This is a genomic window from Nonomuraea soli, from assembly GCF_013761175.1.
GTDB classification, from domain to species: domain Bacteria; phylum Actinomycetota; class Actinomycetes; order Streptosporangiales; family Streptosporangiaceae; genus Nonomuraea; species Nonomuraea soli.
In genome coordinates this window covers 156142-182582 of record NZ_JACDUR010000001.1, presented here as the reverse complement: position 1 = coordinate 182582, position 26441 = coordinate 156142, and the positions used below count along the sequence as shown (strand labels likewise).

The following is a 26441-nucleotide window of genomic DNA, read 5'->3' as shown; positions in this document are numbered from 1 at the left end:
CCTCATGTCCCGGCGGCCACCGCCGGGCGACTAGACGAAGACCGCCAGCGGCCTGGCCGTCCGGCCCTGCTCCTCCACCAGCGACAGCAACTCGCCGTCGGGGCCGAACACGCCGATCGGCCCCTGGCCCAGCCCCGCCGCGGGCAGCCGGCCGCCGTGCCTGACGACGCGCGCTTCGTCCTCGGTGACGTCGCGTCTGGGGAAGGCCGCGGTGACCGCGTCACCGATCGGCAGGATGTCGCACTGCTCGGCCAGCTGGTCGATCGTGCGGGCCAGGCCCAGGTCGTAGGGGCCGACCCTGGTACGGCGCAGCGCCGTCAGGTGGCCGCCCACGCCGAGGTAGGCGCCCAGGTCGCGGGCGAGCGAACGGATGTAGGTGCCGCTGGAGCAGCGGATCGTGGCCGTGATCGACGGGCCCTCGATCCCCGTCACGTCGAAGGCGTGGACGGTGATCGGCCGGGCCTGGAGCTCGACCTCCTCGCCCGCGCGCGCCCGCTTGTAGGCCCGCTCGCCGTTGACCTTGATGGCGCTCACCTGCGGCGGCACCTGCATGATCTGGCCGGTCAGCGTCTCGACGCCCGCCATGATCCGGTCGGCCGTGACGTCGACCGGCGAGGTCGACAGCACCTCGCCCTCGGCGTCGTCGGTGTTGGTCGTGACGCCGAGCAGGATCGTCGCCTCGTACACCTTCTCGGTCAGCGCCAGGTGCCCCAGCAGCCGGGTGGCCTTCTCGACACCCACCACCAGCACGCCGGTGGCCATCGGGTCGAGGGTGCCGGCATGGCCCACGCGGCGCGTGCCGGCGATGCGGCGCATCTTTCCGACCACGTCGTGGGAGGTCCAGCCGGCCGGCTTGTCGACGATGATCAAGCCGCTTGCAGTCATGTGGCCTTCCTCAGCAGGTCGCGAAAGCGTGCCATGGTCTCGTCGACCGGCAGGTGCGAGGTGTATCCGGCGGCCTTGGTGTGACCGCCGCCGCCGAGCGCGGTGCAGATGGCGCCCACGTCGACCGAGTTCTTGGCGCGCGTGGAGACCTGCCAGGCACCGTCGTCGTCCTCCTTGAGCACGACGGCCACCTCCGCCTCGTCGGCGCGGCGCACCACGTCGATGATGCCCTCCACCTCGTCGTACGGCAGGCCGTACCGCTGGCGGTCGTGACGGGTGACGTAGGTCCACACCAGGTCGCCCTCCAGGACCACCCGATCCAGCACGGCCGCCAGGACCTTCAGGTAGCCGAACGGGGCGCGGTCCCACAACTGGCGCGCGATCTCGTCGGTGCGCAGGCCCGTCGCCACCAGCCGGGCGGCCATCTCGTGAGCGGCCGGGGTGGTGGAGGCGTGGCGGAAGGAACCGGTGTCGGTGACCAGGCCGACGTACAGGTTGGTGGCCATCTCACGGTCGAGCGGCACGCCCAGGCGGCGGATCAGCTCCTCGGCCAGCACGGCGGTCGCGGCCGCGGCGGGGTCGATGAGGCTGAGCGTGCCGAATCCCGGGTTCGACGGGTGATGGTCCATGACGATCAGCTCGGTGGCCCTCGTGGCATGGGCCGACAGCAGGCCGAGCCGGTCGAGGGTCGAGGAGTCGAAGGTGATCATCACCTCGGGGCTGTCGGGGTAGTCGTCGGGCCGCGAGAGCAGCTCCTGGTCGGGCAGGAAGTGCAGCAGCCTGGGCACCGCGAAACGTTTGTCGCCGAAGGACGCGACGACCTTCTTGCCCGTGACGCGCAACGCGCGGGCGCAGGCCAGCATCGAGCCCAAGGCGTCGCCGTCGGGCGAGATGTGGCAGGCCAGGGCGACGACGTCGGCCTCGTCGATCAGCTCAAGGGTGCGCTCCCAGGCGTACTCGGCGATCGCCGTCCCCGGACGCCCCAGCGACGCGGCCGAGGGCAGACCGGGCAGGCCAGACTCGTCGGACGCGGCGCCCGACGACACCTCGGACCCGGCGCCCGATGACGCCTGAGAACCGGTGCCGGTGGAGCCGGGTGACGCGGGGTCGCCCTGCTCCGCCGTACCGGATGAAGGGACGGCGGAGCCTGCCGCGGGCGGCGGGAAGGCCTCGCGGTCCTCGGGCTCACTCGCCTGCGAGGTCACGTCGTCCGGCTCTCCGCACCGTCGGAGTCGAACTCGTCCTCGTCCTCGTCGGGCTTCTTGTACGGGTCGGCCTCACCGGCGTAGGAGGCGCTCTCGGCCTGCCGCGCGACCTCCTCGTCCCTGGCCTTCGCCGCGGCGAACAGCTCGTCGAGGGCCCGGGCGTTCTCCGGGATCGGGTCGTGCTTGAAGGTCAGGGTGGGCGTGAAGCGCACCCCGGTCTGCTTGCCGACCTCGGAACGGATGATGCCCTTGGCGCTCTCGAGCGCCGCGGCGCTGTCGGCGCGCTCGGCATCGGAGCCGAACACGGTGTAGAAGACCGTGGCTTCCCGCAGGTCGGCGGTGATGCGAGTGTCGGTGATCGTGACGAACCCCAGCCGCGGGTCCTTGATCCTGCGCTCGAGCATCTCGGCGACGATCTGCTGGATGCGGTCGGCGAGCTTGCGCGCGCGTGCTGCGTCCACCATGGTCAGTCCCCCTAGGTTCTCAGTCTTCGTCGGTGAAGAGACGCTGTCTGGCGGACAGCAACTCTATGTCGGGCCGGTAGGCCACCAGGCGTTCGCACGCCTCCAGAACCTCCTTGCAGTTGCCCGCCGAGGATGAGACCACTGCTACCCCGATCTCCGCCCGTCGATGCAGGTCGAGGTGACCTGTCTCGGCGACGGCGACGCCCGGATGGCGGCGCTGCAGCTCGGCGACGATGGGACGCACCACGGAACGTTTCTGCTTGAGCGATCTCACGTCGCCCAGCAGCAGGTCCAGGGTCAAAGCACCTACGTACATCGTTGGCAACCACCGCTTGGCTGAGGAGTGTCGCGTGAACCGCGGGCTCGCGGTGGGAGAGCCCTCTGCGGCACACTGCCGCGCCCGTCGGGCGCTAGGCAAGCGTTTTTCCGGTACGGCGAGCCGTACCGGAAAACGGTAAACACGGGTGGGACGCCCGGCGGGACGTATCCCACCGGGCGGCCTCAGCGAGTGTTAGTCGCGCGGCTTCTCCCGCATCTCGAAGGTCTCGATGACGTCGCCTTCCTTCAGGTCGCCGTAACCGATGCCGATACCGCACTCGAAGCCCTCGCGGACCTCGGTGACATCGTCCTTCTCCCGCCGCAGCGAGGTGACGGTGAGGTTGTCGGAGATGACGACGCCGTCGCGGATGAGCCGGGCCTTGCTGTTGCGCACGATCTTGCCAGAGCGGACCATCGAACCGGCGATGTTGCCGATCTTCGGGACCTTGAAGATGGCGCGGATCTCGGCGGTGCCGAGCTGAGCCTCTTCGTACTCGGGCTTGAGCATGCCCTTGAGCGCCGCCTCGATCTCCTCGATCGCCTGGTAGATGACCGAGTAGTAGCGGATGTCGACGCCCTCGCGCTCCGCCAGGTCGCGGGCGCGCGGCTCGGGCCGGACGTTGAAGCCGATGATGACGGCGTTCTCGTCGGCCATGGCCAGGTTGACGTCGTACTCGGTGATCGCACCGACGGCGCGGTGCAGGACACGGAGCCTGACCTCGTCGCCGACGTCGATCTTGAGCAGGGCGTCTTCCAGGGCCTCGACCGAACCGGACACGTCGCCCTTGATGATGAGCTTGAGCTCGTCGACGCGGCCCTTCTCGAGGTCGCTGAAGAGCTCCTCGAGGGTGCGGCGGCGCGAGGACTTGGCCATGTCGGCGCTGCGCTTGCGAGCAGCACGCTGCTGGGCGATCTGGCGAGCCATGCGGTCGTCGGTCACAACGATGAAGTTGTCACCGGCGCTCGGCACGGCCGTCAGACCCATGACCAGGACCGGACGCGACGGGTCGGCCTCTTCGACGTTCTCGCCGTTGTCGTCGAGCAGCGCGCGGACGCGGCCGTAGGCCTCGCCACACACGATCGAGTCGCCGACGCGGAGCGTGCCGCGCTGGACCAGGACGGTCGCGACGGGGCCGCGGCCCTTGTCGAGGTGCGCCTCGATGGCGATGCCCTGAGCGTCCATCGACGGGTTGGCCCGCAGGTCGAGCTCGGCGTCGGCGGTCAGCAGGATCGCCTCGAGGAGGTTCTCGATGCCGATGCCCTCACGCGCCGAGATGTCGACGAACATGGTGGTGCCGCCGTACTCCTCGGCCACCAGACCGTACTCGGTGAGCTGGGCACGGACCTTGTTCGGGTCTGCGCCCTCCTTGTCGATCTTGTTGACCGCGACCACGATCGGCACGTCGGCCGCCTGGGCGTGGTTGAGAGCCTCGATCGTCTGCGGCTTCACACCGTCGTCGGCCGCGACCACCAGGACGGCGATGTCGGTCGCCTTCGCACCACGCGCACGCATGGCGGTGAACGCCTCGTGACCCGGGGTGTCGATGAAGGTGATCTTCCGGTCTTCGTCCTCGTGCACGGTCGACACCTGGTAGGCGCCGATGTGCTGGGTGATGCCACCGGCCTCGCGCGCCACCACGTTGGTCTTGCGGATGGCGTCGAGCAGGCGGGTCTTACCGTGGTCGACGTGACCCATGACGGTCACGACCGGCGGACGCGCGGCCAGGTCGGCCTCGTCGCCCTCGTCCTCGCCGAACTCGATGTCGAAGGCCCCGAGCAGCTCGCGGTCCTCCTCCTCCGGGCTGACGACCTGGATGACGTAGTCGAGCTCGGCGCCCAGAAGCTGGAGCGTCTCCTCGTTGACCGCCTGCGTGGCCGTCACCATCTCGCCGAGGTGCAGCATGATCTGCACCAGCGAGGCGGGGTTGGCGCCGATGCGGTCGGCGAAGTCGGACAGCGAGGCGCCACGCGGCAGGCGCAGGGTCGTGCCGTTGCCACGGGGAACCTGCACGCCGCCGATCGACGGCGCCGACATGTTGTCGAACTCTTGACGCCGCTGGCGCTTGGACTTGCGGCCACGGGTCGGACGCCCACCAGGACGGCCGAACGCACCCGCGGTGCCTCCGCCACGGCCACGGCCGCCGGGACCGGGACGGCCACCGCCGCCACCGAAACCGCCGCCGCCACCGGGAGCGCCACCGCCACCGGGACGGCCACCGCCGCCACCGGGACGAGCGGCGAAACCGCCGCCGCCACCCGGACGACCGGCGCCACCGCCGGGACCACCCGGACGACCGCCGCCACCACCGGGACGGCCTCCGGGACCACCGGGACGGCCACCGCCGCCACCGCCGGGACCGGCAGGGCGACCCTGCGGCATCATCATCGGGTTGGGACGCGGACCGCCGGGACGGGGACCGCCGGGACCACCGGAGCCACCACCGGGACGCGGGCCACCGGCACCGGGGCCGGGACGCGGACCACCCGCACCGGCCGGACCCGGACGCGGGCCGCCCTGCGGACGAGGCATGCCGCCGTCGCGCGGAGCGCCGCCCTCGCGGGGACCGCCGGGACGCGGGCCACGGTCGCCGCCGGGGCGGGGACCGCGGTCGTCACCGGGACGGCCGCCGGGACGCGGGCCACGGGACTGCTGCCCCATGCCGCTCGCGTTCGAGGAGAACGGGTTGTTGCCGGGACGCGGGCCACGCGGGCCAGGCTTGGGACCACCAGGACCCGGACGCGGGCCACGGTCGCCGCCGGGACGCTGACCGGAAGGCGCGTTGCCGGACGGAGCACCCGCCGACGGACCGCCGGCCGACGACTCCGGCCGCGGGCCGGGACGCGGGCCAGGCTTGGGACCACCGGGACCCGGACGCGGGCCGCGGTCGCCGCTGGGCGCCTCGAAGCGGGTCTGCGGAGCCTCGGGACGAGGCGCCTGCGGAGCAGCGGGCGGAGCCTCGAACCGCGGCGCCTCGGGGCGCGGCGCGGCAGACTGCGGCTGCTGCTGCTGAGGACTGGGGGCCGACGGGCGAGGCGCCGCCGGACCAGGACGCGGACCCGGCTTGGGCGCCGGCCGCGGAGTGGACGTCTCGGAGACGCCGTTGCCCGCGCGGCCTTCTGCCTGCGCGGGTGCGGACGGCCTCGGACCCGACGGCGCTGCGCCGCCACGGCCGGAGCCACCCCTTGCTGAGCCGCCCTTCTGGACGCCCAGAGCTTCCGTGAGCCTGCGGACGACCGGCGCCTCGATGGTCGAGCTCGCCGAACGGACGAACTCCCCCATCTCCTGGAGCTTGGCCATGACGACCTTGCTCTCGACGCCGAACTCCTTAGCGAGCTCGTATACCCGGACCTTCGCCACTGCACTCCCTTACTCGGCCCGGGAGGCTGGCTGTGCCGTCCAGGCCGTCGTTACGTTGACGTCTTCATCGCCGCGTGCTCATCAGGCGCTCATAGCAATCTGACTCCGCCCCTTAATCCGGCGTCCTACATGACATTTCCTGACTCCTTCTCGAGGTGTGCCCGCACCTGCGTGACATCGACCGGACCCTGCACACGGAAAGCGCGCGGGAACGCTCGGCGTCGTTCGGCGAGCTCCAGACAACTCAGGCGGGGGTGCAGCGAAGCGCCCCTGCCCGGAAGTCGTCCCCGCTGGTCGGGGATGACGTGATCCCCTACCAGCACCAGGCGAAGAAGCTCTGACTTGGCTTCGCGGACCCGACAACCCACGCACGTGCGTTGTGGACCCGCGAGTTGGCCAACATGGCCACCATATTCCAGCTTACCGTGTCGACGCATCTACGGAACCGGCGGCATCCTCTGCCTGCGCGTCAGACCTGATGTCGATCTTCCATCCGGTCAGCCGCGCGGCCAGCCGCGCGTTCTGCCCCTCCTTGCCGATGGCGAGGGACAGCTGGTAGTCGGGCACGGTCACCCTGGCCACCCGAGCTGCGGCGTCGACCACCTCGACATGGGAAACACGAGCGGGCGAGAGGGCATTCCCCACGAACTCCGCCGGGTCCTCCGACCAGTCGATGATGTCGATCTTCTCGCCGTGCAACTCCGTCATCACGTTGCGCACCCGCGAACCCATCGGCCCGATGCACGCGCCCTTGGCGTTGACGCCCTGCTTTCGTGACCGAACTGCGATCTTCGTCCGGTGGCCCGCCTCGCGCGCGATCGCGGCGATCTCGACCGTGCCGTCGAGGATCTCGGGCACCTCGAGCGCGAAAAGCTTCTTCACCAGACCGGGGTGCGTGCGCGAGACCGTCACCGACGGGCCCTTGTGACCCTTCTTCACCTGGATCACGAAGGCCTTGATGCGCTCGCCGTGGCCGTACTCCTCGCCAGGCACCTGCTCGTTGGCCGGCATGATCGCCTCGATGCGGCCCAGGTCGATCAGGACCACCTTCGGGTCGCGGCCCTGCTGGATCACGCCCGAGACCAGCTCGCCCTCGCGGCTGGCGAACTCGCCGAAGTTGACCTCGTCCTCCGCGTCACGCAGCTGCTGGAGGATCACCTGCTTGGCGGTCGTGGCCGCGATCCGGCTGAAGTTGTTCGGTGTGTCTTCGTACTCGCGCACGATCTCGCCGTCGTCGTCGAGCTCGGCGGCGAAGATGGTCACATGACCGCTCTGCCGGTCAAGCTCGGCGCGCGCCTTCTGCGCCGCACCCTCGGTGCGGAAGTAGGCGATCAGCAAAGCGTCCTCGATCGCCTTCACGACCAGGTCGAAGGAGATGTCCTTCTCGCGCTCGAGGCTGCGCAGGACACTCATGTCAATGTCCACGAGGCTCCCCCTTAGCCCTCATCGTCGTCTTCGAAGTCGTCTTCGTCATCGAAGCGACGGAATTCCACCTGCACCCGTCCTTGGGCCAGGTCCTGAAAGTCGATGCGGCGCTCGTCCTTCTCCAGGGAGATGACGACGCCGGTCTCGTCGGCCGCCACGATGCGGCCCTCCACCACGCTGCCGTCGCGCAACTCCGCCTTGACCAGCCGCTTGGCCGCACGGCGCCAGTGGCGCGGCTCGGTGAGCGGACGGTCGACGCCGGGCGAGGAGACCTCGAGAGTGTACGGCTGGCTGCCCATCCGGTCGTCGTCGTCGAGCGCCGCGGAGACGGCGTTGCTGACCTCGGCCACGTCGTCGAGCGACACGCCTCCGTCACGGTCGACGATCACCCTGAGCACTCTGCGCTTGCCCGCGCTGGTGACGCTCACGTCCTCCAGGTCGAGGCCCTCCGCCGCGACAACAGGCTCCAGCAGCTTCATCAGGTGGTCGCGGGATGCGGCACTACCCATGTCGACCTCCCCTATTTCTCGGGCGGACCTCGCCCTTTTGTCACAACACCAGTTCACACCCTATCTGGCTCGGGGCCGTATCATCGTCAGTCGTATGAACACACTGTCCAGGCGAGCCGTGCTGACCGGTGGGGCGCTGCTGGTGTCGGGTTGCGCGGCGAGCGTGCCCGAGCCCGTGGCCTCTCCGGCGCCCGACCCTGAGACGGTGCTGCTGCAGCGGCTGGTGGCCGACAAGGAGCGCACGATCGCGCTCTACCGCGCGCTCGTCGACTCCGGCGGGGAGGTGCTGCGGCCCTTTCTCGACCGCCATCTCGCCCATCTGACGCAGTTGCGCTCGCGGCTGCCGCAGAGCCTGGCCACCGTGCCCGCCTCGCCTTCGCCGTCGGCGTCGGCCCCGGTCCAGAAGGTGTCGCTGACGCGGCTGCGTGACATCGAGCGCAAGGCGGCCGCTCAGCGCACGCGCGACCTGGCCGATGCCTCGGCGTCGCTGTCCCAGCTGATCGCCAGCATCGGGGCCTGCGAGGCCGCCCACGCCGTGGCCCTGCCGAGGTCCCTGTGATCGGCCGCACGGGAGTCGCGCGTGCGGGGATCGGCCGTATGGGAGTCCGCCGCGCGGTGCTCGGCCGTGCGGGAGTCGGCCGTGCGGGAGTCGGGCGTGCGGGAGTCGGGCGTGCGGGAGTCGGGCGTGCGGGAGTCGGGCGCGCGGAGAGCCTCGGCCGTGTGGTCGCGTGGCCGGTGTGCGGCGTCCAGGTGGCGCGACGGTGCGTTTCCGTGGAACGTGCCGAGCCGGCGTCCGTCCGTCCCCGGGGAGCGAGCGTGAGGCAGTCGTGAACGATGTGGAGCGGCTGCGCAAGGCGCTGGCGGCCGAGCACGCGGCGGTCTACGCCTACGGCATGCTCGGCGCCCGTACCACCGGCACCCTGCGCTCCCGCGTGACCGCGGCGTTCAACGCCCACCGCGGCACGCGCGACAGGTTGCGCGTCATGATCTCCAGCCGGGGCGGCAGCCCGGTCGAGACCGAGTCGTCCTACGACGTCGGCGAGACCCCCACGAGCGCCACGCAGGTCGTCAACCTGGCGGTGCTGGTCGAGGAGGGCATCACGGCCGCCTACCTGGAGCTGGCGGCCAGCGACGACGTGGCGCTGCGCCGTCACGCGGCGCTGGCGATGCAGGAGTCCGTGACCCGCTCCTACGGCTTCCGCAGGCGGATCAGGGCGCTGCCCGGCATGCCCGACTCGGTGCAGGGAACCAGCTGACCTGGCCGTTCGTTGACCTGGACATGGGCTGGCATTACAGGAAGACCATCAAGATCGGGCCGTTTCGTATCCACCTGACCCCGCACGGCGTGGGTCACAGCGTCGGCGGGCGTAAGTTCAACGTCACCTCGACCCCTGGCGGCGGGCGTCATGTCTCGTTCCGCCTGCCCGGAGGCTTCCACCTCAGCAAGTCGATCGGACGAAAGCGGAACCGGCACTACTATTAGCCAGTTTTTTGGGCAGCTGAGATGCCCATGGGACTGAGCTATCGAAAATCATTCAAGTTAGGACCGTTCCGGATCAACCTGTCCAACAAGGGCGTGGGGCACAGCTACGGCAACAAGCTCTTCCGCGTCACCCACGGCCCTGACGGCCGCCGCACCGTGTCACTGAACCTGCCCGGCAATCTCACCTGGCGCAAGACCACACGTCGCCGGTAGGGCACCCCAGTGGCGGGCGGGCCGGGGTCTTCGCTGTCCGATTCCAGGGGCCCCAACCCTCAAAAGCGGTGACCACAGGTCCACGCTCGCCAAGCGGCAATTCGGCGCCCCGCCGGCCTTCTCCGGCGGGGCGCCGCGCCATGTCAAGAGGCACCCCGCCATACCAAGAGGCGCCATACCAAGAGGCGCTGTACCAAGGGGCGCCGTACCAAAGGGCGCGGCGCCGCACTAAGGGGCGCCGCGCCGTGTCAGGCGGCCGGGCCCTCCACGAGCGCGGCGATGCGCTCCACGGCCTCGTCGATCGGGATCTCCTGCTTCTCGCCGCTGGCCCGGTCGCGGAGCTCGGCGAGGCCCTGGGACAGGCCGCGGCCGACGACCAGGACCGTGGGCACGCCCAGCAGCTCGGAGTCCTTGAACTTCACGCCGGGCGAGACGCTCGGCCGGTCGTCGACCAGGACGCGCACCCCGCGGGCCTCCAGCGCCGCGGCGATCTCCAGGGCCTTCTCGACCTGGTTCTCCTTGCCGGTGCCGACGATGTGCACGTCGGCGGGCGAGATCTCGCGCGGCCAGACGAGGCCGAGCTCGTCGTGCCACTGCTCGGCGATGACGGCGACGGCGCGGGAGACGCCGACGCCGTAGGAGCCCATGGTGATGCGGATGGGCTTGCCGTCGGGGCCGAGGGCGTCGAGCTTGGCGGCGTCGGCGTACTTGCGGCCGAGCTGGAAGATGTGGCCGATCTCGATGCCGCGGTCGAGGGAGACCTCGGAGCCGCAGCGGGGGCACGGGTCGCCGGGGCGCACCTCGGCGGCCTCGACGGTGCCGTCGGGGGTGAAGTCTCGTCCGGCCACGACGTTGCGGGCGTGCTTGCCGGGCTCGTTGGCGCCGGTGACCCAGGAGGTGCCGGAGACGACGCGGGGGTCGACGAGGTAGCGGATGCCGAGGTCCTTGAGCACCTGCGGGCCGATGTAGCCGCGCACCAGGCCGGGGTTCTTGGCGAAGTCGGCCTCCTCGAAGATGGCCGGTTCGCCGGGGGCCAGGGAGGCCTCGAGGCGCTTGAAGTCGACCTCGCGGTCGCCGGGGACGCCGATGACCAGGATCTCGGACTTGGTCGAGCCGGGGGTGGTGACCTTGACGACGACGTTCTTCAGCGTGTCGGCGCCGGTGATCGCCATGCCGTGGTCGGAGTTCATGCACGCCACGAGCGACTCGATGGTCGGGGTGCCGGGGGTGTCGAGCACCTCCAGCGCCGGGTGCTCGCCGGTGACGGAGGCGGGCGGGGTCGTGGTGTAGGCCTCGGCGTTGGCGGCGTAGCCGCAGCTGTGGCAGGCCACGAAGGTGTCTTCGCCGGTGGGGGTGGGGGCCAGGAACTCCTCCGAGGCCGAGCCGCCCATCGCGCCCGAGGTGGCGAAGCAGATCTTGTAGCGGATGCCCAGCCGGTCGAAGGTCTTGATGTAGGCCTCGCGGTGCTGCTCGTAGGAGCGCTTGAGGCCGTCGTCGTCGAGGTCGAAGGAGTAGGAGTCCTTCATCACGAACTCGCGCCCGCGCAGGATGCCGGCGCGGGGACGCGCCTCGTCGCGGTACTTGGTCTGGATCTGGTAGAGCGTGACGGGGAAGTCCTTGTAGCTGGAGTACTCCCCCTTCACCATGTCGGTGAAGAGCTCCTCGTGGGTGGGTCCGAGGAGGTAGTCGCCGCCCTTGCGGTCCTTGAGGCGGAAGAGGGTGTCGCCGTACTCGGTCCAGCGGCCGGTGGCCTCGTAGTATTCGCGGGGCAGCAGCGCGGGGAAGAGCACTTCCTGGGCGCCCATCTTGTTCATCTCGTCGCGCACGACGGCGGCGACGTTCTCCATGACGATCTTGCCCAGGGGCAGCCAGGAGTAGATGCCGGGGGCGACGCGGCGGACGTAGCCGGCGCGGACCAGGAGCTTGTGGCTCGGGACTTCCGCGTCTGCCGGGTCGTCCCGCAGGGTGCGAAGAAACAACGACGACATGCGCAGCAGCACGAGAACTCCTCGGTCGGGCCTGAAGGTGTGAAAGTACAGGCTATCGAGTCCTGGACATCAAAGGAGTGCCAAGACCACCATGAAGCCGCCGGTGATGGTCGCGGCGACCGCCAGGGCGCGCAGGGCCGCGGGCAGGCTCTTGCGGGTGAGGAAGACCGAGCCGACGGCCAGCAGGGCCAGCAGTACGCCGGGCCAGGGCCAGAAGCCGGGCTCGAAGTCGACGAAGCCCGCGGTGCTGCGGTCGATGACGTCGGTGAGGACGAGGGCGCTGATGCCTCCGGCCGCGAGGTCGCCCCATCGGTCGTTCCTGCGCGTCACGTAGGCCAGCAGGCCGACGGCGACGAGCAGGACGAGGAGTACGTTGAGGCCGATCGCGCCGCCCGCGGTGGTGTTGAAGTCGGCCGTCCCGAGCAGGGTGCCGAGTCCCATGGTGGACACGACGCCGGAGGCCGCGGTCAGGAACGAGGTGAGCAGCGCCCAGCCGAAGCCGCTCGCGGTCATTCCCACCGCGACGGCGAGAGCGATGGCGGCGTACGGGTCGTAGACGTCGGCGAGTGACGCGGGCAGGACCATGCCGACGAGGCCGAGCACCACTCCCCCGAAGAAGGTGATCAGCAGGTGACGCTGGATGCCTCGCTGACGTCTGTCGTACTCGGCATAGTGGGCGTAATCGACCTGTATGTCATCCATAGTTCTGTCCGGCCTCTTCGTCCCCCTGACAAAAGTGGCCATACGTCACGATATGCCGCATTACAGGGGAAGTAAAACTCAGTCAAGGCAGGGCTAGTTGAGCAAACGCTTGGTTAATATAGGCGGGTGCGCGACATCGTCCGTTCCTTCCTCGCGACCGGCCCGGCGTGGCCGGCCTTCGCCGGCGAGCTCGGTGCCGCCGGCCTGACCGTCCCCGAGCAGTACGGCGGAGCGGGCTGCGGCCTGGAGGAGCTCGCCGTCGTCTCGGCCGAGCTCGGCCGGGCCCTGTCCCCCTTGCCGTTCCTGCAGACTTTCCTGGCCGTCGAGGCCGTCAAGCAGGCGGGCGACGCGGAGACGCTCACGAGCCTGGCGGCCGGGACGTCGAGCGCCACCGTGCTCTTCGACGGGGGCGACCACGCGCTCGACGGGGAGCGGGTCTTCGCCTACCGGGGCGAGTGGCTGGTGGAGGCGACGGCCTTCCGGCGCATGCCGTACGACACGATGGATCCCAGCCGCCCGCTCGCCCGCTTCGACATCGACGAGGCCAGGCCGCTGGGGCCGGCGGGAGACCCGGAGCGTGTGCGCGACCTGGGTGTCATCGCGCTGGCAGCCGAGCAGGCGGGCGGGGCGCGGCGGTGCCTGGAGAGCGCCGTGGCCTACGCGAAGACCCGCGAGCAGTTCGGCCGCCCGATCGGCTCGTTCCAGGCGATCAAGCACAAGCTGGCCGACCTGCTGATGCTCGTGGAGTCCGCGGAGGCGGCCGTGGCCGCGGCTGTGGCGGGCGCCGTGCCCGCGGCCGTGGCCGGCTCCTACTGCGGCGAGGCCTACCTGTCGGCGGCGGGCGAGAACATCCAGATCCACGGCGGCATCGGCATCACCTGGGAGCACGACGCGCACCGCTTCTTCAAGCGGGCCACGTCCGACGCCCAGCTGTTCGGGCCGCCGCAGGCGCACCGCGCCCGCCTTCACAGGCTCGTGACGTCGAGCTCCCCTCCGGCGTACTGAGCGCGGATCAGCTTCTTGTCGAACTTGCCCACCGACGTCTTGGGCACCGACTCCACCACCGTCCAGCGTTCCGGCAGCTGCCAGCGGGCCACCCGCTCGCCGAGGAAGTCGCGCAGCGCGTGGAAGTCGGCTTCGCCCTCCGGCACGACGACGGCCAGCGGGCGCTCGCCCCACTTGTCGTCGGGCACCGCCACGACCGCGGCCTCCAGGATGCCCGGGTGCGCCATCAGGTGGTTCTCCAGCTCCACCGAGGAGATCCACTCGCCGCCCGACTTGATGACGTCCTTCACCCGGTCGGTCAGGGTGAGATACCCGTCGGAGGTGATCGTGCCGACGTCGCCGGTGCGCAGCCAGCCGTCGGTGCTGAACTTCTCCGGCGCGTCGGCGGCGTAGTAGGAGGCGGTGACGCACGGCCCGCGCACCTCCAGCTCGCCCACGGCGAGCCCGTCCCAGGGCAGGACCGTGCCGCCGGGCCCGCACAACCGCGCCTCCACACCCGGCTGGAACCGTCCCTGGGTGACGCGGTAGGACCACTCGTCCTCGGCGGCGGGCGGCGCGACGGCCACCGAGCCGAGGGGCGACATCTCCGTCATGCCCCACGCGTGGACGATCCTGACGCCCAGCTCCTCGTCGTAGGAGCGCATCAGGGCGGGCGGGCAGGCCGAGCCGCCGACGACGACCGCCTGGAGGCTGGAGACGTCGCGCGGCCTGGAGCGCAGTTCCTGCAGCAGTCCCTGCCAGACGGTCGGCACCCCTGCCGCGTGCGTGGGCCGTACGGTCTCGATCATCTCGGCCAGCGCGGGGGGCTGGACGTGCGGGCCCGGCATCAGCAGGTTGACCCCGCCCATGAACGCCGCGTGCGGGATGCCCCAGGCGTTGACGTGGAACATGGGCACGACCGGCAGCGTGGTGTCGGCGGGCGTGGAGCCCAGCACGTCGATCATGTTGACCTGCATGGAGTGCAGGTAGATCGAGCGGTGGCTGTAGGCGACGCCCTTCGGGTCGCCGGTGGTGCCGGAGGTGTAACACATGGCCGCGGCCTCGCGCTCGTCGAGCTCGGGCCACGCGAAGTCGGGGTCGCGCCCGGCGATCAGCTCCTCGTAGTCGTCGGGCACCACGATCAGCCGCTTGACCTCGGGCAGCAGGGGCACGAGCGAGGCGTCGGCGATCACGACGCTGTCGTCGGCGTGCCGGATGATGTAGGCGAGCTGCTGCTGGGGCAGGCGCAGGTTGAGCGTGTGGAGCACCGCGCCCATGGAGGGCACCGCCAGGTAGGCCTCGAGGTGCTCGGCGGTGTTCCACATGAGCGTGGCCACCCGCTGGTCGCCGTCGACGCCCAGTTCGTCGCGCAGGGCGGTGGCCAGTTGCCCGGCCCGTGCGGCGACCTCGGCGAAGCTGCGTTCGCGCGGGCCGTCGCCGGTCCAGGAGACGACCTTGGAGCCGCCGTGGGCGGCGGCTCCGTGGCGCAGGATGCGGGAAACGGTGAGGGGGACGTCCTGCATGGTGCTGCGCATGATCAACCTCCGAGAAGTTCCTCCCATGGGCGGCGGGCGTTGGTGGGCCGGGAGGTGTCGAGCGCCTCGGTGAGGCGCCAGAAGGCGCCGCGTGCCTGCATGCGCTCGCGGCCGAGCGGATCGACGGCGCGCAGCTCCAGGCGCACCCCCATGACGTCGAGCACGGCGGTCGCCTGGTTGCCGGGACCCGCCGGGGCGACCAGGCTTCCGTTCGCGTCGCACACCTGCTCGACCAGCAGCTCGGCCACCTCGGCGGCGTAAGGACCGTCGCGCCACTCCAGGTGCCAGCTGTGGTCGGAGCCCCGCCACCAGGTCAGGTCGCGGCAGGACTCGATGAACTCCGCCTCCGTCGCCAACGCGGCCATCACCCGGCCGAAAGCCTCATACCTACGCGCACTCGCCAAGGCCTGCTCATCCACGACAGGCCGCTCGCGGCGGAATCCCCTCATGGAAGGGAGGGTCCCATCTTTCCGCCGTCTCAGCCCGTGCTTTCGCTTCACGATCATTCACTCTGGTCTCCCGTTTACTTCCCCGCAAGGGCGGGGGCTGATACGCTTCCCAAGCGAGCGCTTGGTTAAGAGTTCTTGGAGGGGCGAATGCGGATCAGCCTGGGCTACGAGCTGGAGGTGCGGGGGCGCACTCGCGAGGTCGAACAGCAGGCTTTCCGGAACGTGATGGACCAGGTCGTCCTGGGCGACCGGCTCGGCTACGACACCGCGTGGTTCGTCGAGCACCACTTCACCCGCGGCTTCTCCCACTCCTCGGCGCCCGACCTGGTGCTCGCCGCGATCTCCCAGCGCACCGAGCGCATCCACCTGGGCCTCGGCGTCGTCCTGCTCCCCTTTCAGTCACCCATCCGCACGGCGGAGCGCATCGCCACCCTCGACGTGCTCAGCGGCGGCCGGGTGGAGTTCGGTACGGGACGAGGCGCCTCACCCCTGGAGTACCAGGCCTTCCAGCGGCCCTTCGAGAAGTCGCGCCAGATCTGGGAGGACTCCCTGGAGGCCGTCCTGGCCATCTGGGAGGCCGACGGCGAGCCGATCTCCCGCTCCAACGAGTTCTTCGAGATCCCCGACGTGGCCGTCTACCCGCGCCCCGCCCAGCGGCCGCATCCCCCGGTCTGGACGGCCTCCACCTCGCTGGAGGGCTACCTGGCCGCCGCCAAGCACGGCTACCACCTGCTCGGCATGACCATGCTCAAGGGCATCGACGACGTGGCGGAGGACATCGCCAAGTACCGAGCGGAGCTGGAGCGCAACGGCTTCGACCCCGACAGCCGGCGCGTCGCGCTGATGATCCCCTGGTTCGTCGGCGCCACCCGCGACGAGGCCGCGCAGATCGCCGCCGACCCGGTGCTGTGGTACATCCGCCGCCAGGTCAACCTCGTCACCCCGCCCGACTACTACGACGCCAGGCACGCCACCCACCGGGTGCTGGGCCAGCTCGCCGCGGGCATGCCGCCCGGCGAGGCCATGGCCACGCTGCGCGAGCACCTCATGGTCGTGGTCGACGACGCCGAGGGCTCGCGCAAGGCCGTCGCCCGCATCGCCGAGGCGGGCGCCACCGACCTCATCCTCCAGGCCCAGGTGGGCGGACTCGCGCACGAGCACGTGTGCGAGTCGATGACCCGCTTCATGACCGAGGTGATGAAGTGAACCACCCCGCTCGCTGGCTCACCCGCGACGACCTGGCCTCGTCCGCCGCCACCGCCTCCGGCCTGCTGCAGCTGTCGCCCGACGCCTCCAGTGCCGTGCCGCTCACCCCCCACGACGTCGCCACCACCGCCGACGCCCTGCGCGCCGCCGGGGTCGGCGAGCGCGACCGCGTGGTCGTCGCCCTGGCGGAGCCGGCCGGTTCGTTGTGGGCCTCCGCCTCCGCGGAGGTCGCCGCGGCCGCCGCCACCGCGGGGCCGCGCGGCCGCATGCGCCTGCACCACCTGCTGTCCTCGGTGCGGGCCACGACGCTCGTCGCCACCCCGACCGGGGCGATGGACTTCCTGGCCAGGCTCCATCTGGAGTTCCTCCTCGACCCGCTCGACCTGGGCCTGCGCCAGGTGATCGTGACGGGCGAGATCGCCTCGCCCCACACGCTGACCCACCTGGCCGGCGAGTTCGACGCGACCGTGACCGAGGTGCTGGCCAACCCCTTCTCCGGAGCGGCGATGGCCTGGCGCTCCTCTCAGGAGTCCGACTTCGCTCCCGCGCTCCGCAAGGCCCGCCTGGGCAAGGACGAGTTCGCCGACAGCGGCGAGATCGTGGTGGCCGGCGACGACACGGTCCTGCGCACCGGCTACGTCATGCGCGGCTCCCTGCACACGGTCGGCGACCACCTGCTCATCAGGGGCGTGTGGGTCTCGCTCGCCCGCCTCGACAAGGCCATGTCGAAGATCGACGGCGTGGCCGGCTGGGAGCTGACCGTCAGCCGCCAGGGCACCCTCGACGCCGCCGTGTTGACGATCCGCTTCGCCAGGCAGAGCCTGGTGGGCAACCCCATGTGGAAGTCGCGCATCGAGCAGGCGCTCCACGGGCTCACCCCGGTCAAGATCGCCGTCGAGATCTCCCCGGAGGTGGGCGAGAGCCGTACCCCCGGGATCGTCACCGACCAGCGCGGCCAGCACCTGGGCCGCGACCGCGCGTTGCTGACCTGAAGGCTCCCACGGGAGGCGCGATGGAACCCTTACCCGACTGGGGGACCATCCCCCGCATGCTGCACCACCAGGCCGGCCACCACCCGGACGTGCCCGTCCTGGGCGCCGTCACCGTGCGGGAGCTCGCCGACCGGGCCACCCGGGTGGCCAGGGGGCTGATGTCCCTGGGCGTACGGCAGGGCGACCGCGTCGCCGTGTGGGGAGTCAACGACGCCACCTGGGTGGAGTACGCGTTCGGCGTCTGGTGCGCGGGCGCCGTGATCGTCCCGCTGTCCGCCCGCTACAAGGGGATCGAGGCCGAGGCTCTGCTGGCCAAGACCGGCACCGAGGTGGTGCTCGTCGGCTCCGAGGGCCTGGCCGGGCTCCTGCCGCCCATGAGCGGCCTGCGCCACACGATCGGGCCGGGCGGCACGCTCACCCGCGACGAGCTGCTGGCCGCCGCCCACGACACGCCGCTCCACGACGCCCTCGCCCGCGCGCTGGCCGTACAGCCGCATGACCTGTGCGAGATCATGTCCACGTCGGGCACCACGGGCACGCCGAAGGGCGTGATGCTCGACCACGCGCAGGTGCTGCGCGGCTACTGGGACTGGGCCGAGATCGTCACCCTGCGCCAGGGCGACCGGTATCCGGTGATCGCGCCCTTCGCCCACGGGTTCGGGCTCAACGCCGGGCTGCTCGCCTGCGTGTTGCGGCTGGCGACGATGATCCCGGTGCCGGCGTTCACGCCGGAGACGGTGATCGACCTCATCGAGTCCGGGAAGGTCACCGTCCTGGCGGGTGCGCCGGCCTTCTTCTCCCGGCTCCTGACCGAGCTCGAGCAGGCTCCGCGCGACTTCTCCTCCCTGCGGGTGGCCATCTGCGGCGCCGCCGCCGTACCGCCCGCGCTGGTGCGGCGGGTGCTGGACGAGATCGGCGTCGAGCGCATGATCAACGCCTACGGCCTGATGGAGGGCACCGTCGTCTCCATGACCAGGGCCGGGGACCCCGTCGAGGTCATCGCCGCCACCACCGGCAGGCCCGTACCCGGGATCGAGGTCAGGATCGTCGACGACGACGGCAAGCAGGTCGCCGACGGCGAGCGCGGCGAGATCCTCCAGCGAGGCTACGGCGTCATGCGCGGCTACTGGGACGACCCCGCCCGCACGGCCGAGGCGATCGACGGCGACGGGTGGCTGCACACCGGCGACATCGGCTACCTCGACCCGGCCGGCAACGTCGCCATCGTCGACCGCAAGAAGGAGCTGTTCATCGTCAACGGCTTCAACGTCTCCCCCGCCGAGGTGGAGTCGCTGCTGCTGCGCGAGGGATCGCTCGCCCAGGCGGCGGTGGTCGGCATGCCCGACGATCGCGCCGGGGAGTGCGGGTGGGCGTTCGTGGTGCCGAGGCCGGGCGTCGAGGTCGAGGCGGGCACGCTGGTGGCGTGGGCCAAGGAGAACATGTCGTCGTACAAGGTGCCCAGGCGGGTCTTCGTGGTGGATTCGCTGCCCGTCAACGCCAACGGGAAGATCGACAAGCTCGCCCTGCGCGCGTCGTCAGCCGGCGAGCGCGGGTAGCTCGACGTGGACGGCGGTCCCGCCGCCCGAGGTGATCCAGCAGCGGCCGCCGTGGGCCTCGGTGATCGCCTTGACGATCGCCAGTCCCAGCCCGGTGCCGTCGGGCGAGCCCTTGTGGAAACGGTCGAAGGCCTTGTCCGGGTCCTTGACGCCGGGACCCGCGTCCTCGACCACGAGCAGCACGCCTCCGTGCTCGCGCCGCGACAGCCGGACGACGGCCGAGGTCCCGGCCGGGGTGTGGGCGCGGACGTTGGCCAGCAGGTTGACCACGACCTGGCGGAAGCGCGGCTCGTCGACCACCGCGCTCAGCGTGTCGGGCACGTCGGCGATGATCGGGAAGGCGGGCGCGACGGCGGAGCAGTCGGCGGCGATCTCGCGCACGACGGCGGACAGGTCGGTCTCGTCGAGCTGCAGCTCCGCCCCCCGGTCCAGGCGGGCCAGCTCCAGCAGCTGGCCGACGAGGTCGCCCATCCTGGTGGCCTCGTCCTCGATCCTGCCCATGATCTTGGGCAGCTCGGCGGGAGGGATCGCCCCGGTCCGGTACAGCTCGGCGTACCCGCGGATGGTCGACAGCGGCGTGCGCAGCTCGTGCGAGGCGTCGGCGGCGAAGCGGCGCACGCGGTCCTCCGAGGCCCAGCGGTCGCGGAACATCTCCGCGATGCGGTCGAGCAATACGTTGACCGCCCCGGCCAGCCGGCCCGCCTCGGAGGGTCCAGCCTGCATGCGCAGCGACAGGTCGCCGCCCGCGGCCATGTGATGGGCGGTGGCCGCCATGCGCGACAGCGGCGCGAGCCCGCCGACGATGAGCAGGCGCCCCACGGCGAGCAGCAGCAGGATCAGGCCGACCCCGGTGAGCAGCTCGGCCAGGATCAGCCGGCGCACCGGCGCCTCGACGGCGTCCATCGGCACGGCGAGCACGATCACCCGGTTGGGCTGGCGGTTCTGGGCGACCGCCCTGGCCCGCATGCCGTTGTCGAGGATGAAGATCCGTCCCGCCTCCGCGTGCTGGCGCACCAGGTTGCGGCCGAGCCGCTCGACCAGTCCCGGCACGCTGGCGCTGGCCGGGGCGTCGCCGTTGATGAGCCTGGCCTTGCCGGTGCCGGCGTTGAAGCTCACCGCGGCGTAGGTGGAGCCGGTCAGCATGCGGTCGAGCTGCCCGCCCGGGGCGGCGAAGACGCGCACGGCGGTGGTCCTGGCGGCCGTGTCGAGCTGGCTCTCCAGCCGCTGGACGAGATGGTCGCGCAGCACCACCACGCTGACGGTGCCGAGGGTGAGCAGCAGGATCGTGCTGACCGCGAGCAGGCCGGCGAGCAGGCGGGCGCGCAGCGACATCACGGATGCCTGATGGCGTAACCCACCCCGCGCTGGGTGTGGATCAGCGGCTCGCCGAGCGGGTCGAGCTTGCGCCGCAGGTAGGAGATGTAGGTCTCGACCACCTGTGACTGCCCGCCGTACCCCCACACGTGCTCCAGCAGCTGGCGCTTGGTGAGCACGCGGCCGGGGTGGGCCATGAGGAAGGCCAGCAGCCGGAACTCGGTGGGCGACAGCTCCACCGGCTTGCCGCCCCGCCGTACCTCCCAGCGGGCCTCGTCGAGTTCCAGGTCCGCCACGCGCAGCACCCCGCCGCCCGAGGCCCGCTCGATACGGCGCAGCACGGCCCTGACCCGCGCCACCAGCGCCTCCACGGAGAAGGGCTTGGTCACGTAGTCGTCGCCGCCGAGCGTCAGCCCGTGCACGGTGTCCGCGGTGGTGTCGCGCGCGGTCAGGAAGATGACGGGGATGTGGCGCTCGGCCAGGCGGCGGCAGACCTCGAAGCCGTCGATGCCCGGCAGCATGACGTCGAGCACGATCAGGTCGGGCTGTGAGCGTTCCACCGCGGCCAGCGCCTCCTCGCCCGAGGCGACGCCTGTCACGCGGAAACCGTGGAAGCGCAGGGCGAGCTCGACGATGTCGCGCAGGTGCGGCTCGTCTTCGACGACCAGGATGGCCTTTTCCGTCATAGCGCCCCATTCTGGGGTAAAGGTGCCCGTGGCGAAGACCGGAGCCTCCGCCACGGGCCGCTGTCAGCTTCCAGGAACCGCCGGAGCCTCCAGCACGGCGCGGTTCTTCGGCACGAACACGGCCGCGGCCGTCGGCCCGGCGGCCCCGGGCACGCCGATCGCGAAGACACCGTCGCCGACGACCAGCTTGGTCAGATCGGCCGGCTTGGCCGCCCGCCGGAAGCGGGTCGACGCGTGCAGCGCCCAGGTCTGGACGACGCCGTCCTTGCTGGTGACCGTCACCGTGGTGGCGGTCTTGGCGGTCAGGGTGCCGCGCTGCCAGGTGTAGTTGATGAACTTCGAGTCCTTGTCGCGCACCGTGGCCGTGCCGTGGATGCCTACGACCCACAGGTTGTAGCGGCTGCGCAGGCCGGGGCCGCGCAGGGTGCGGTCCGCGTCGAGGATCTGGTCGGTGATCGTGGTGACGCCCTCGGGAAGGGGCGCCGGGTCGAGCCGCACGGCCGCGGCCGGCGAGACGGTGGCGGCGCTCGACGAGGTGGCCAGGCCCGTCGTGACCAACGCGGCGGCCACCAGGCCGAGAGTGAGGGTCTTCTTCATGGCGACCAGCCAAGCGGTCGGGCTTGGGATCGGCCGAGGAGAAGCCTGGGAAATCGCTGAGAACGGTTATTGCTGTTCAGGGCGGGTATAGACAGGGCGCCCCCGTCCTCCCGGAGCGCTCATGCTGCGTCTGCTGGCCGGGGAGGCCGCACGCCGGTTCGGGGCGCGCGCGGCGGTCGTCTCCGGTTCCTCGTGCCTTTCGTTCGCCGATCTCGACACGCTGTCCGACCGCCTGGCCGCGGGCCTGGCGCATCGCGGCGTGCGCATCGGCGACGTGGTCGCCCTGGCGCTGCCGGAAGGGCCCGACTGGGTGCTGGCCTACGTGGCCGCGGCCAAGATCGGCGCCGTCACGGCGGGCGCCGGGCATCCCGATCCCGCCATCGTGCTGTCCACGCTGGAGCGGCTGGGCCGTCGCGAGGCGCCGCCCCCGCCCTTCCCGCCGGGCCCCGAACGGCCGGTCGTGGTCGTGTACACCTCGCGGCATCGCTGTGGCGTCGTCTTCGGCGACAAGCAGCTGGAGGCGATCAGGGCGCACGGCGCCGGCACCCGCTGGGGCACCGGCGACGCCCGCATGGTCTTCACCCGCCTCGACCACCTGGCCTTCGCCACCCGCCTGCCGGTGTTCCTGCAGACCGGGCGTACCAGCCACCTGCTGCCGCGCTGGGATCCCGAGGCGGCGGCCCGGCTGGTGCGCGACCACCGCCTGCCGGTACTGCAGGGCAGCCCGCGTCAGCTCGCCCAGGTCATGGAGACCGGCGCGCGACTGCCCGAGGTGCGGCTGGTGTTGTCGAGCGGGGCGCCGGCCGGGCCCGGCCTGATCAGGAAGCTGCGCGAGCGGTACGGCGTGCCGGTGTGCAACCGCTACCTGTGCACCGAGGCGGGTCTCGGCCTGGGCACCCGGCCCGACGATCCGCCCGACGACGCCGAGCGCACCGTGGGGCGGCCTCGGGCGGGCGTGGACGTCTCGATCCGGGATCCGAACGGCCGAATCCTGGCCCGGGGCGAGGTGGGGGCGGTACTTTTGCGATCACGAGCCGTCATGAGCGGATATGTGGAGACCGCCCGGAATGTCAGGGTCTTCGCCCGTGACGGGTTCGTGCGCACCGGAGACCGGGGATATATCGACGGCACTGGCCGGTTGACCCTGGCAGACCCCCATGTCGGAGCGTAAGGAGGCCGCAGGTGGCGCTGACCGTCGCAGTCGTCGGATCGGGACCTGCCGGGATCTACACCGCCGAAGCCCTCGTCAAGCTGGCACCCCCTGATGTCCAGGTCGACGTCCTGGAACGCCTGCCCACACCGTACGGGCTGGTCAGGTACGGGGTCGCCCCCGACCACACCTCGATCAAGTCCATCGCCAACTACCTGCGCAAGGTGCTCGAACTCCCCCAGGTGCGCTTCGTCGGCGGCATCACGCTCGGCGCGGACCTCTCCGTCGAGGAGCTGCTGACCTGCTACGACGCGGTCGTCTACTGCACGGGGGCGATGGTCGACCGGCGCATGGGCATCCCCGGCGAGGACCTGCCGGGCAGCGTGGCCGCCACCGACTTCGTCAACTGGTACTGCGGGCACCCCGACGTCTCCCCCGACCGTTTCACCCTCGACAGCCCGGAAGTGGCCGTGATCGGCGTGGGCAACGTCGCGGTCGACGTGGTCCGTATCCTGGCCAAGACCCACGACGACCTGCGTGGCACCGACATCCCGCACGACGTGCTGGAGCGCCTGGAGTCATCGCAGGTCAAGGCGATCCACATGATCGGCCGCCGGGGGCCCGAGCACGCCAAGTTCACCCTGAAGGAACTGCGCGAGCTGGGCGAGGTGGCCAACGCCGACGTGTGCGTGCGGCCCGAGGAGGCCGTCGTGCTCGGCGGCGACTTCCCCCGCCAGGTGCGCGGCAACATCGACGTGCTGCAGTCGTGGGCCGCCCGCGCCCCCGTGGGCCGTCCCCGGCGCCTGGACGTGCGCTTCTGGCTGCGGCCCGTCGAGATCCTCGGCACCGACCGCGTGGAGGCGCTCCGGCTGGAGCGCACCCACCTGGTCGACGGGCGCGTGGTCGGCACGGGAGAGTACGAAACGCTTCCCGTGGGCATGGTGCTGCGCTCGGTCGGCTACCAGAGCGTGCCGCTGCCCGGCGTGCCGTTCTCCACCGACACCATGACCGTGCCCCACGTCGCCGGGCGGGTGCGCGAGCGCGAATACGTCGCCGGATGGCTCAAGCGCGGGCCGACCGGGGTGATCGGCACCAACAAGTCCGACGCCGCGGAGACCGTGCGCACCCTGCTGGCCGACGCCCCCTCGGGACGGACGACCGACCTCGACACGCTGCTCGCGTCCAAGGGCGTACGGCCCGTCGTCTACGACGACTGGCTGGACATCGAGGCCGCGGAGGCCGCGCTCGCCAGGTCGCTGGACCGCGGCGAGCGCGTCAAGCTGGTCGGCCTCGACGCCATGAACGCGGCGATCAGAAACCGATAGCCTCGCGCACCAGCACCACGGTCACCCGCTCCGGGTCGTGCTCACGCTCCACGATGAGCAGCTTGGCGATGAACGACGGCTGGCCGTACAGCCGCTCGATGCGCTCCGACTCCAGCTTCAGCGTGTGCTCCCAGGTGCGCCGCAGCCCGGTGTCGAGGTCCTTCACGATCTTCTGGGAGCCGACCACCCAGATGACCCTGCCCGCCCCCGAGGCGTACGGCCCGAGCTGGCTGCCGCTGGCCGAGGCCACCACCACCTGGCCCGCCTCGGTCACGGCGTGCACGCTGCCCACGATGTAGTCGGGCGTGGCCGCGACCGCCCGCTCACCCTGCTCGGCGCGGACGGACCGGTAGTCGCCCGACTCGTCGAGGTCGGCGCTGATGCCCGCCAGCCTGAGCGTCTCGCTCACCGCGGTGAACACGCCCTTGTCCCTCGGCACCAGGTCGGCGACCAGTTTCCTGGCCTCCTCCGCGGTGTCCACGACCTGTACGGCGAAGCCACGGTCGGTCAGTCCCTGGGTCGCCCGCTCAAGCTGCTCAGCGTCGGCGGGCTCTGCGAAAGTCGTCATGCCCTTGATTGTGAGTAGGTTTACCCTGGAGTGGCAGACGGCACTTTTTTCTGCCCCGGTCACACGGAGGGAACCAGCTCATGTGCATCGCCAAGGAGACGCTCGACCGGCTGGGCGACAAGTGGAGCGTGGCCGTCATGCACGAGCTGTCGCCGGGCACCCGCCGTTTCATGGAGCTGCGCCGCGCCCTGCCCGCGATCAGCAAGCGCATGCTCACCGCCACCCTGCGCGCCCTGGAGGAGGACGGCCTGCTGGAACGGACCGTGCACCCGACCGTCCCGCCCCGCGTCGACTACGAGCTGACGCAGCTGGGCCGCTCGCTGCTGGAATCCGCATGGACGGTGATGAACTGGGGCGAGTCGCATACCTCGGAGATCGAGCTGGCCCGGCAGCGGTTCGCCGAACGTACACAGCACGCCGTGTGAGACACTCAGCCAGATTCGGGGACGTTTCTGGAGGAATCTCATGTCAGGGTGGCAGCCCATCCACACGGTCTACGTTCCGGCGGACCGTTTCACCGCCGCGACCGTGACCACCTGGGGCCAGGAGGCCCTGGACCTGCTGCACAAGCACCTGCCCTCCGCCGACGAGCTCGCCTCCGTCTTCGACGTCCCGCTCGACCTGGCCCGTGACGTCCACCCCAGGGTCGTCGCCAAGCTCACCGACGAGCCCATCGAGGACGTGCGCATCGACTTCGAGGACGGCTACGGCAACCGCCCCGGCCAGGAGGACGGCCACGTCGCCGCCGCTGTGGCCGCCGTCCAGGCACTGCACGACGCCGGAGCGCTGCCCCGGCGCTGGGGCCTGCGCGTCAAGTCCTTCGCCGACGACGAGGAGCGCTCGGAGCGCACGCTGCGCCTGTTCCTGGAGTCCTTCGAGTCCCTGCCGCCCGGATTCACGGTGACCTTCCCGAAGGTCCTCGAAGAGTCGTACGTCCCGCGTTTCTCGTCGCTGCTGGGCTCCCTTGGCTCGGAGCTGACCTTCGAGCTCCAGGTGGAGGACCCGCGCACCCTGCCGTTCCTGCGCCCCGGCCTCGATCCGCGCCTGGCCGCGGCGCACTTCGGCGTGTTCGACTACACCGCCTCGCTCGGCCTGCCGCCGCACGAGCAGCGCCTCGACCACCCCGCCTGCGACCACGCGCGCAACCTCATGCAGACCGCCTTCTCCACCACCTCCGTGGAACTGTCGGACGGCTCCCTGGCCGCCTCCCCCGCATCGGACGCGGCATCGGACGTGCACGCCTTGTGGGTACGGCACGCGCGGCTGGTACGCCACTCGCTGTCGAACGGCTTCTACCAGGGCTGGGACATGCATCCTTCGCACCTGGTCAGCCGCTTCGCCACCGTGTACGCCTTCCACCTGACGACCTACTCCTCCTACCGGGAGCGGGTGGACGCCTGGGAGGCGCAGAGCCAGGTGGCGGGCGTCATGGACGAGCCGGCGACCATCAAGACCCTGGCCGCCGCCCTTCGGCGGGCGGACAGCGCACTCGGGTCCCGCTAGCCCCAGGGGGTTAGGGTGAGATCTTG

At 71.0% G+C, this 26441-nt stretch carries 28 protein-coding genes; 12 read left to right on the top strand and 16 right to left on the bottom strand.

Annotated features, from left to right (window positions below; translation table 11 throughout):
• Window positions 1-30: 30 nt before the first annotated feature.
• From truB to rimP, 8 genes are all read right to left on the bottom strand, one after another.
• Window positions 31-885, bottom strand: coding sequence for a tRNA pseudouridine(55) synthase TruB (gene truB / locus HNR30_RS00930; RefSeq protein WP_181607286.1), 855 nt, complete (start codon window positions 883-885; stop codon window positions 31-33).
• The gene (locus HNR30_RS00925; protein WP_312894170.1) at window positions 882-2090 is read right to left on the bottom strand and encodes a DHH family phosphoesterase; all 1209 of its coding nucleotides are present in this window, start codon (window positions 2088-2090) and stop codon (window positions 882-884) included. The genes truB and HNR30_RS00925 overlap by 4 nt, the downstream gene beginning before the upstream one ends.
• On the bottom strand, window positions 2087-2554 hold the full coding sequence (gene rbfA / locus HNR30_RS00920; RefSeq protein WP_181607284.1) for a 30S ribosome-binding factor RbfA: 468 nt from the start codon (window positions 2552-2554) through the stop codon (window positions 2087-2089). Before rbfA ends, HNR30_RS00925 begins: the two co-directional genes overlap by 4 nt.
• A 19-nt stretch (window positions 2555-2573) precedes the next feature.
• A complete protein-coding gene (locus tag HNR30_RS00915; protein WP_181607280.1) occupies window positions 2574-2870 on the bottom strand; it encodes a DUF503 domain-containing protein in 297 nt (98 codons plus the stop codon).
• A 195-nt stretch (window positions 2871-3065) separates the two neighbouring features.
• A complete protein-coding gene (gene infB, locus HNR30_RS00910; protein WP_181607278.1) occupies window positions 3066-6230 on the bottom strand; it encodes a translation initiation factor IF-2 in 3165 nt (1054 codons plus the stop codon).
• 125 nt (window positions 6231-6355) lie between these two features.
• On the bottom strand, window positions 6356-6667 hold the full coding sequence (locus HNR30_RS00905; protein ID WP_181607277.1) for a YlxR family protein: 312 nt from the start codon (window positions 6665-6667) through the stop codon (window positions 6356-6358).
• Complete coding sequence (gene nusA / locus HNR30_RS00900; RefSeq protein ID WP_181607276.1) at window positions 6651-7643, bottom strand: transcription termination factor NusA; 993 nt, start codon at window positions 7641-7643, stop codon at window positions 6651-6653. Before nusA ends, HNR30_RS00905 begins: the two co-directional genes overlap by 17 nt.
• A gap of 23 nt (window positions 7644-7666) precedes the next feature.
• Window positions 7667-8164, bottom strand: a complete 498-nt coding sequence (gene rimP / locus HNR30_RS00895; RefSeq protein ID WP_181607275.1) for a ribosome maturation factor RimP — start codon at window positions 8162-8164, stop codon at window positions 7667-7669.
• A gap of 94 nt (window positions 8165-8258) precedes the next feature.
• Here rimP and HNR30_RS00890 point away from each other — a divergent pair, with 94 nt between their 5' ends.
• The 4 genes from HNR30_RS00890 (at window position 8259) to HNR30_RS00875 (ending at window position 9860) form a co-directional block, all read left to right on the top strand.
• Window positions 8259-8723, top strand: coding sequence for a hypothetical protein (locus HNR30_RS00890; RefSeq protein ID WP_181607273.1), 465 nt, complete (start codon window positions 8259-8261; stop codon window positions 8721-8723).
• 268 nt (window positions 8724-8991) lie between these two features.
• Complete coding sequence (locus HNR30_RS00885; RefSeq protein WP_181607269.1) at window positions 8992-9420, top strand: ferritin-like domain-containing protein; 429 nt, start codon at window positions 8992-8994, stop codon at window positions 9418-9420.
• A gap of 23 nt (window positions 9421-9443) precedes the next feature.
• Complete coding sequence (locus HNR30_RS00880) at window positions 9444-9647, top strand: DUF4236 domain-containing protein (protein WP_181607266.1); 204 nt, start codon at window positions 9444-9446, stop codon at window positions 9645-9647.
• Window positions 9648-9668: 21 nt separating this feature from the next.
• Window positions 9669-9860 carry a DUF4236 domain-containing protein gene (locus HNR30_RS00875; RefSeq protein WP_246377061.1) on the top strand — a complete coding sequence of 64 codons (192 nt, stop codon included), beginning with the start codon at window positions 9669-9671 and terminating at the stop codon, window positions 9858-9860.
• 248 nt (window positions 9861-10108) lie between these two features.
• On the opposite strand, the gene HNR30_RS00870 is transcribed toward HNR30_RS00875, so the two are convergent.
• Together HNR30_RS00870 and HNR30_RS00865 are read right to left on the bottom strand one after the other, a co-directional pair.
• Window positions 10109-11860 carry a proline--tRNA ligase gene (locus tag HNR30_RS00870; protein ID WP_181607261.1) on the bottom strand — a complete coding sequence of 584 codons (1752 nt, stop codon included), beginning with the start codon at window positions 11858-11860 and terminating at the stop codon, window positions 10109-10111.
• A gap of 57 nt (window positions 11861-11917) precedes the next feature.
• The gene (locus HNR30_RS00865; RefSeq protein WP_181607258.1) at window positions 11918-12550 is read right to left on the bottom strand and encodes a hypothetical protein; all 633 of its coding nucleotides are present in this window, start codon (window positions 12548-12550) and stop codon (window positions 11918-11920) included.
• Window positions 12551-12676: 126 nt separating this feature from the next.
• On the opposite strand from HNR30_RS00865, the gene HNR30_RS49850 reads away from it, so the two are divergent.
• Window positions 12677-13555, top strand: coding sequence for an acyl-CoA dehydrogenase family protein (locus tag HNR30_RS49850; RefSeq protein WP_181607255.1), 879 nt, complete (start codon window positions 12677-12679; stop codon window positions 13553-13555).
• Here HNR30_RS49850 and HNR30_RS00855 read toward each other — a convergent pair.
• Both HNR30_RS00855 and HNR30_RS00850 read right to left on the bottom strand, forming a co-directional pair.
• Window positions 13516-15069: a long-chain fatty acid--CoA ligase gene (locus HNR30_RS00855; protein WP_181607253.1), complete on the bottom strand. Its 1554-nt coding sequence runs from the start codon at window positions 15067-15069 to the stop codon at window positions 13516-13518. The two genes, HNR30_RS49850 and HNR30_RS00855, sit on opposite strands and share 40 nt — an antisense overlap.
• 2 nt (window positions 15070-15071) lie before the next feature.
• Window positions 15072-15518, bottom strand: a complete 447-nt coding sequence (locus HNR30_RS00850) for a hypothetical protein (RefSeq protein ID WP_246377059.1) — start codon at window positions 15516-15518, stop codon at window positions 15072-15074.
• Window positions 15519-15665: 147 nt separating this feature from the next.
• Between HNR30_RS00850 and HNR30_RS00845 the strand changes: the two genes are divergently transcribed.
• From HNR30_RS00845 to HNR30_RS00835, 3 genes are read left to right on the top strand one after another with little or no spacing between them, the layout of a single operon-like run.
• Complete coding sequence (locus tag HNR30_RS00845; RefSeq protein WP_181607246.1) at window positions 15666-16724, top strand: LLM class flavin-dependent oxidoreductase; 1059 nt, start codon at window positions 15666-15668, stop codon at window positions 16722-16724.
• Complete coding sequence (locus HNR30_RS00840) at window positions 16721-17716, top strand: phenylacetate--CoA ligase family protein (RefSeq protein ID WP_181607243.1); 996 nt, start codon at window positions 16721-16723, stop codon at window positions 17714-17716. The genes HNR30_RS00845 and HNR30_RS00840 overlap by 4 nt, the downstream gene beginning before the upstream one ends.
• Window positions 17717-17736: 20 nt before the next feature.
• Window positions 17737-19272 carry an AMP-binding protein gene (locus HNR30_RS00835; protein WP_181607238.1) on the top strand — a complete coding sequence of 512 codons (1536 nt, stop codon included), beginning with the start codon at window positions 17737-17739 and terminating at the stop codon, window positions 19270-19272.
• Here HNR30_RS00835 and HNR30_RS00830 read toward each other — a convergent pair.
• From HNR30_RS00830 to HNR30_RS00820, 3 genes are all read right to left on the bottom strand, one after another.
• The gene (locus HNR30_RS00830; protein WP_181607236.1) at window positions 19252-20604 is read right to left on the bottom strand and encodes a sensor histidine kinase; all 1353 of its coding nucleotides are present in this window, start codon (window positions 20602-20604) and stop codon (window positions 19252-19254) included. The two genes, HNR30_RS00835 and HNR30_RS00830, sit on opposite strands and share 21 nt — an antisense overlap.
• Window positions 20604-21272 carry a response regulator transcription factor gene (locus HNR30_RS00825; RefSeq protein WP_181607234.1) on the bottom strand — a complete coding sequence of 223 codons (669 nt, stop codon included), beginning with the start codon at window positions 21270-21272 and terminating at the stop codon, window positions 20604-20606. The genes HNR30_RS00830 and HNR30_RS00825 overlap by 1 nt, the downstream gene beginning before the upstream one ends.
• 63 nt (window positions 21273-21335) lie before the next feature.
• Entirely contained in the window at window positions 21336-21869 is a 534-nt protein-coding gene (locus HNR30_RS00820) for a hypothetical protein (protein ID WP_181607231.1), read from the bottom strand.
• 121 nt (window positions 21870-21990) lie between these two features.
• Between HNR30_RS00820 and HNR30_RS00815 the strand changes: the two genes are divergently transcribed.
• Together HNR30_RS00815 and HNR30_RS00810 are read left to right on the top strand one after the other, a co-directional pair.
• Window positions 21991-23040, top strand: a complete 1050-nt coding sequence (locus HNR30_RS00815; protein ID WP_181607229.1) for a class I adenylate-forming enzyme family protein — start codon at window positions 21991-21993, stop codon at window positions 23038-23040.
• Window positions 23041-23051: 11 nt separating this feature from the next.
• On the top strand, window positions 23052-24344 hold the full coding sequence (locus tag HNR30_RS00810) for an FAD-dependent oxidoreductase (protein WP_181607227.1): 1293 nt from the start codon (window positions 23052-23054) through the stop codon (window positions 24342-24344).
• On the opposite strand, the gene HNR30_RS00805 is transcribed toward HNR30_RS00810, so the two are convergent.
• Window positions 24331-24912: an LUD domain-containing protein gene (locus HNR30_RS00805; protein WP_181607225.1), complete on the bottom strand. Its 582-nt coding sequence runs from the start codon at window positions 24910-24912 to the stop codon at window positions 24331-24333. The genes HNR30_RS00810 and HNR30_RS00805 overlap by 14 nt on opposite strands.
• 80 nt (window positions 24913-24992) lie before the next feature.
• On the opposite strand from HNR30_RS00805, the gene HNR30_RS00800 reads away from it, so the two are divergent.
• Entirely contained in the window at window positions 24993-25337 is a 345-nt protein-coding gene (locus HNR30_RS00800; protein ID WP_181607224.1) for a winged helix-turn-helix transcriptional regulator, read from the top strand.
• A gap of 40 nt (window positions 25338-25377) precedes the next feature.
• Window positions 25378-26415: a DUF6986 family protein gene (locus tag HNR30_RS00795; protein WP_181607222.1), complete on the top strand. Its 1038-nt coding sequence runs from the start codon at window positions 25378-25380 to the stop codon at window positions 26413-26415.
• The last annotated feature ends 26 nt before the right edge of the window (window positions 26416-26441 follow it).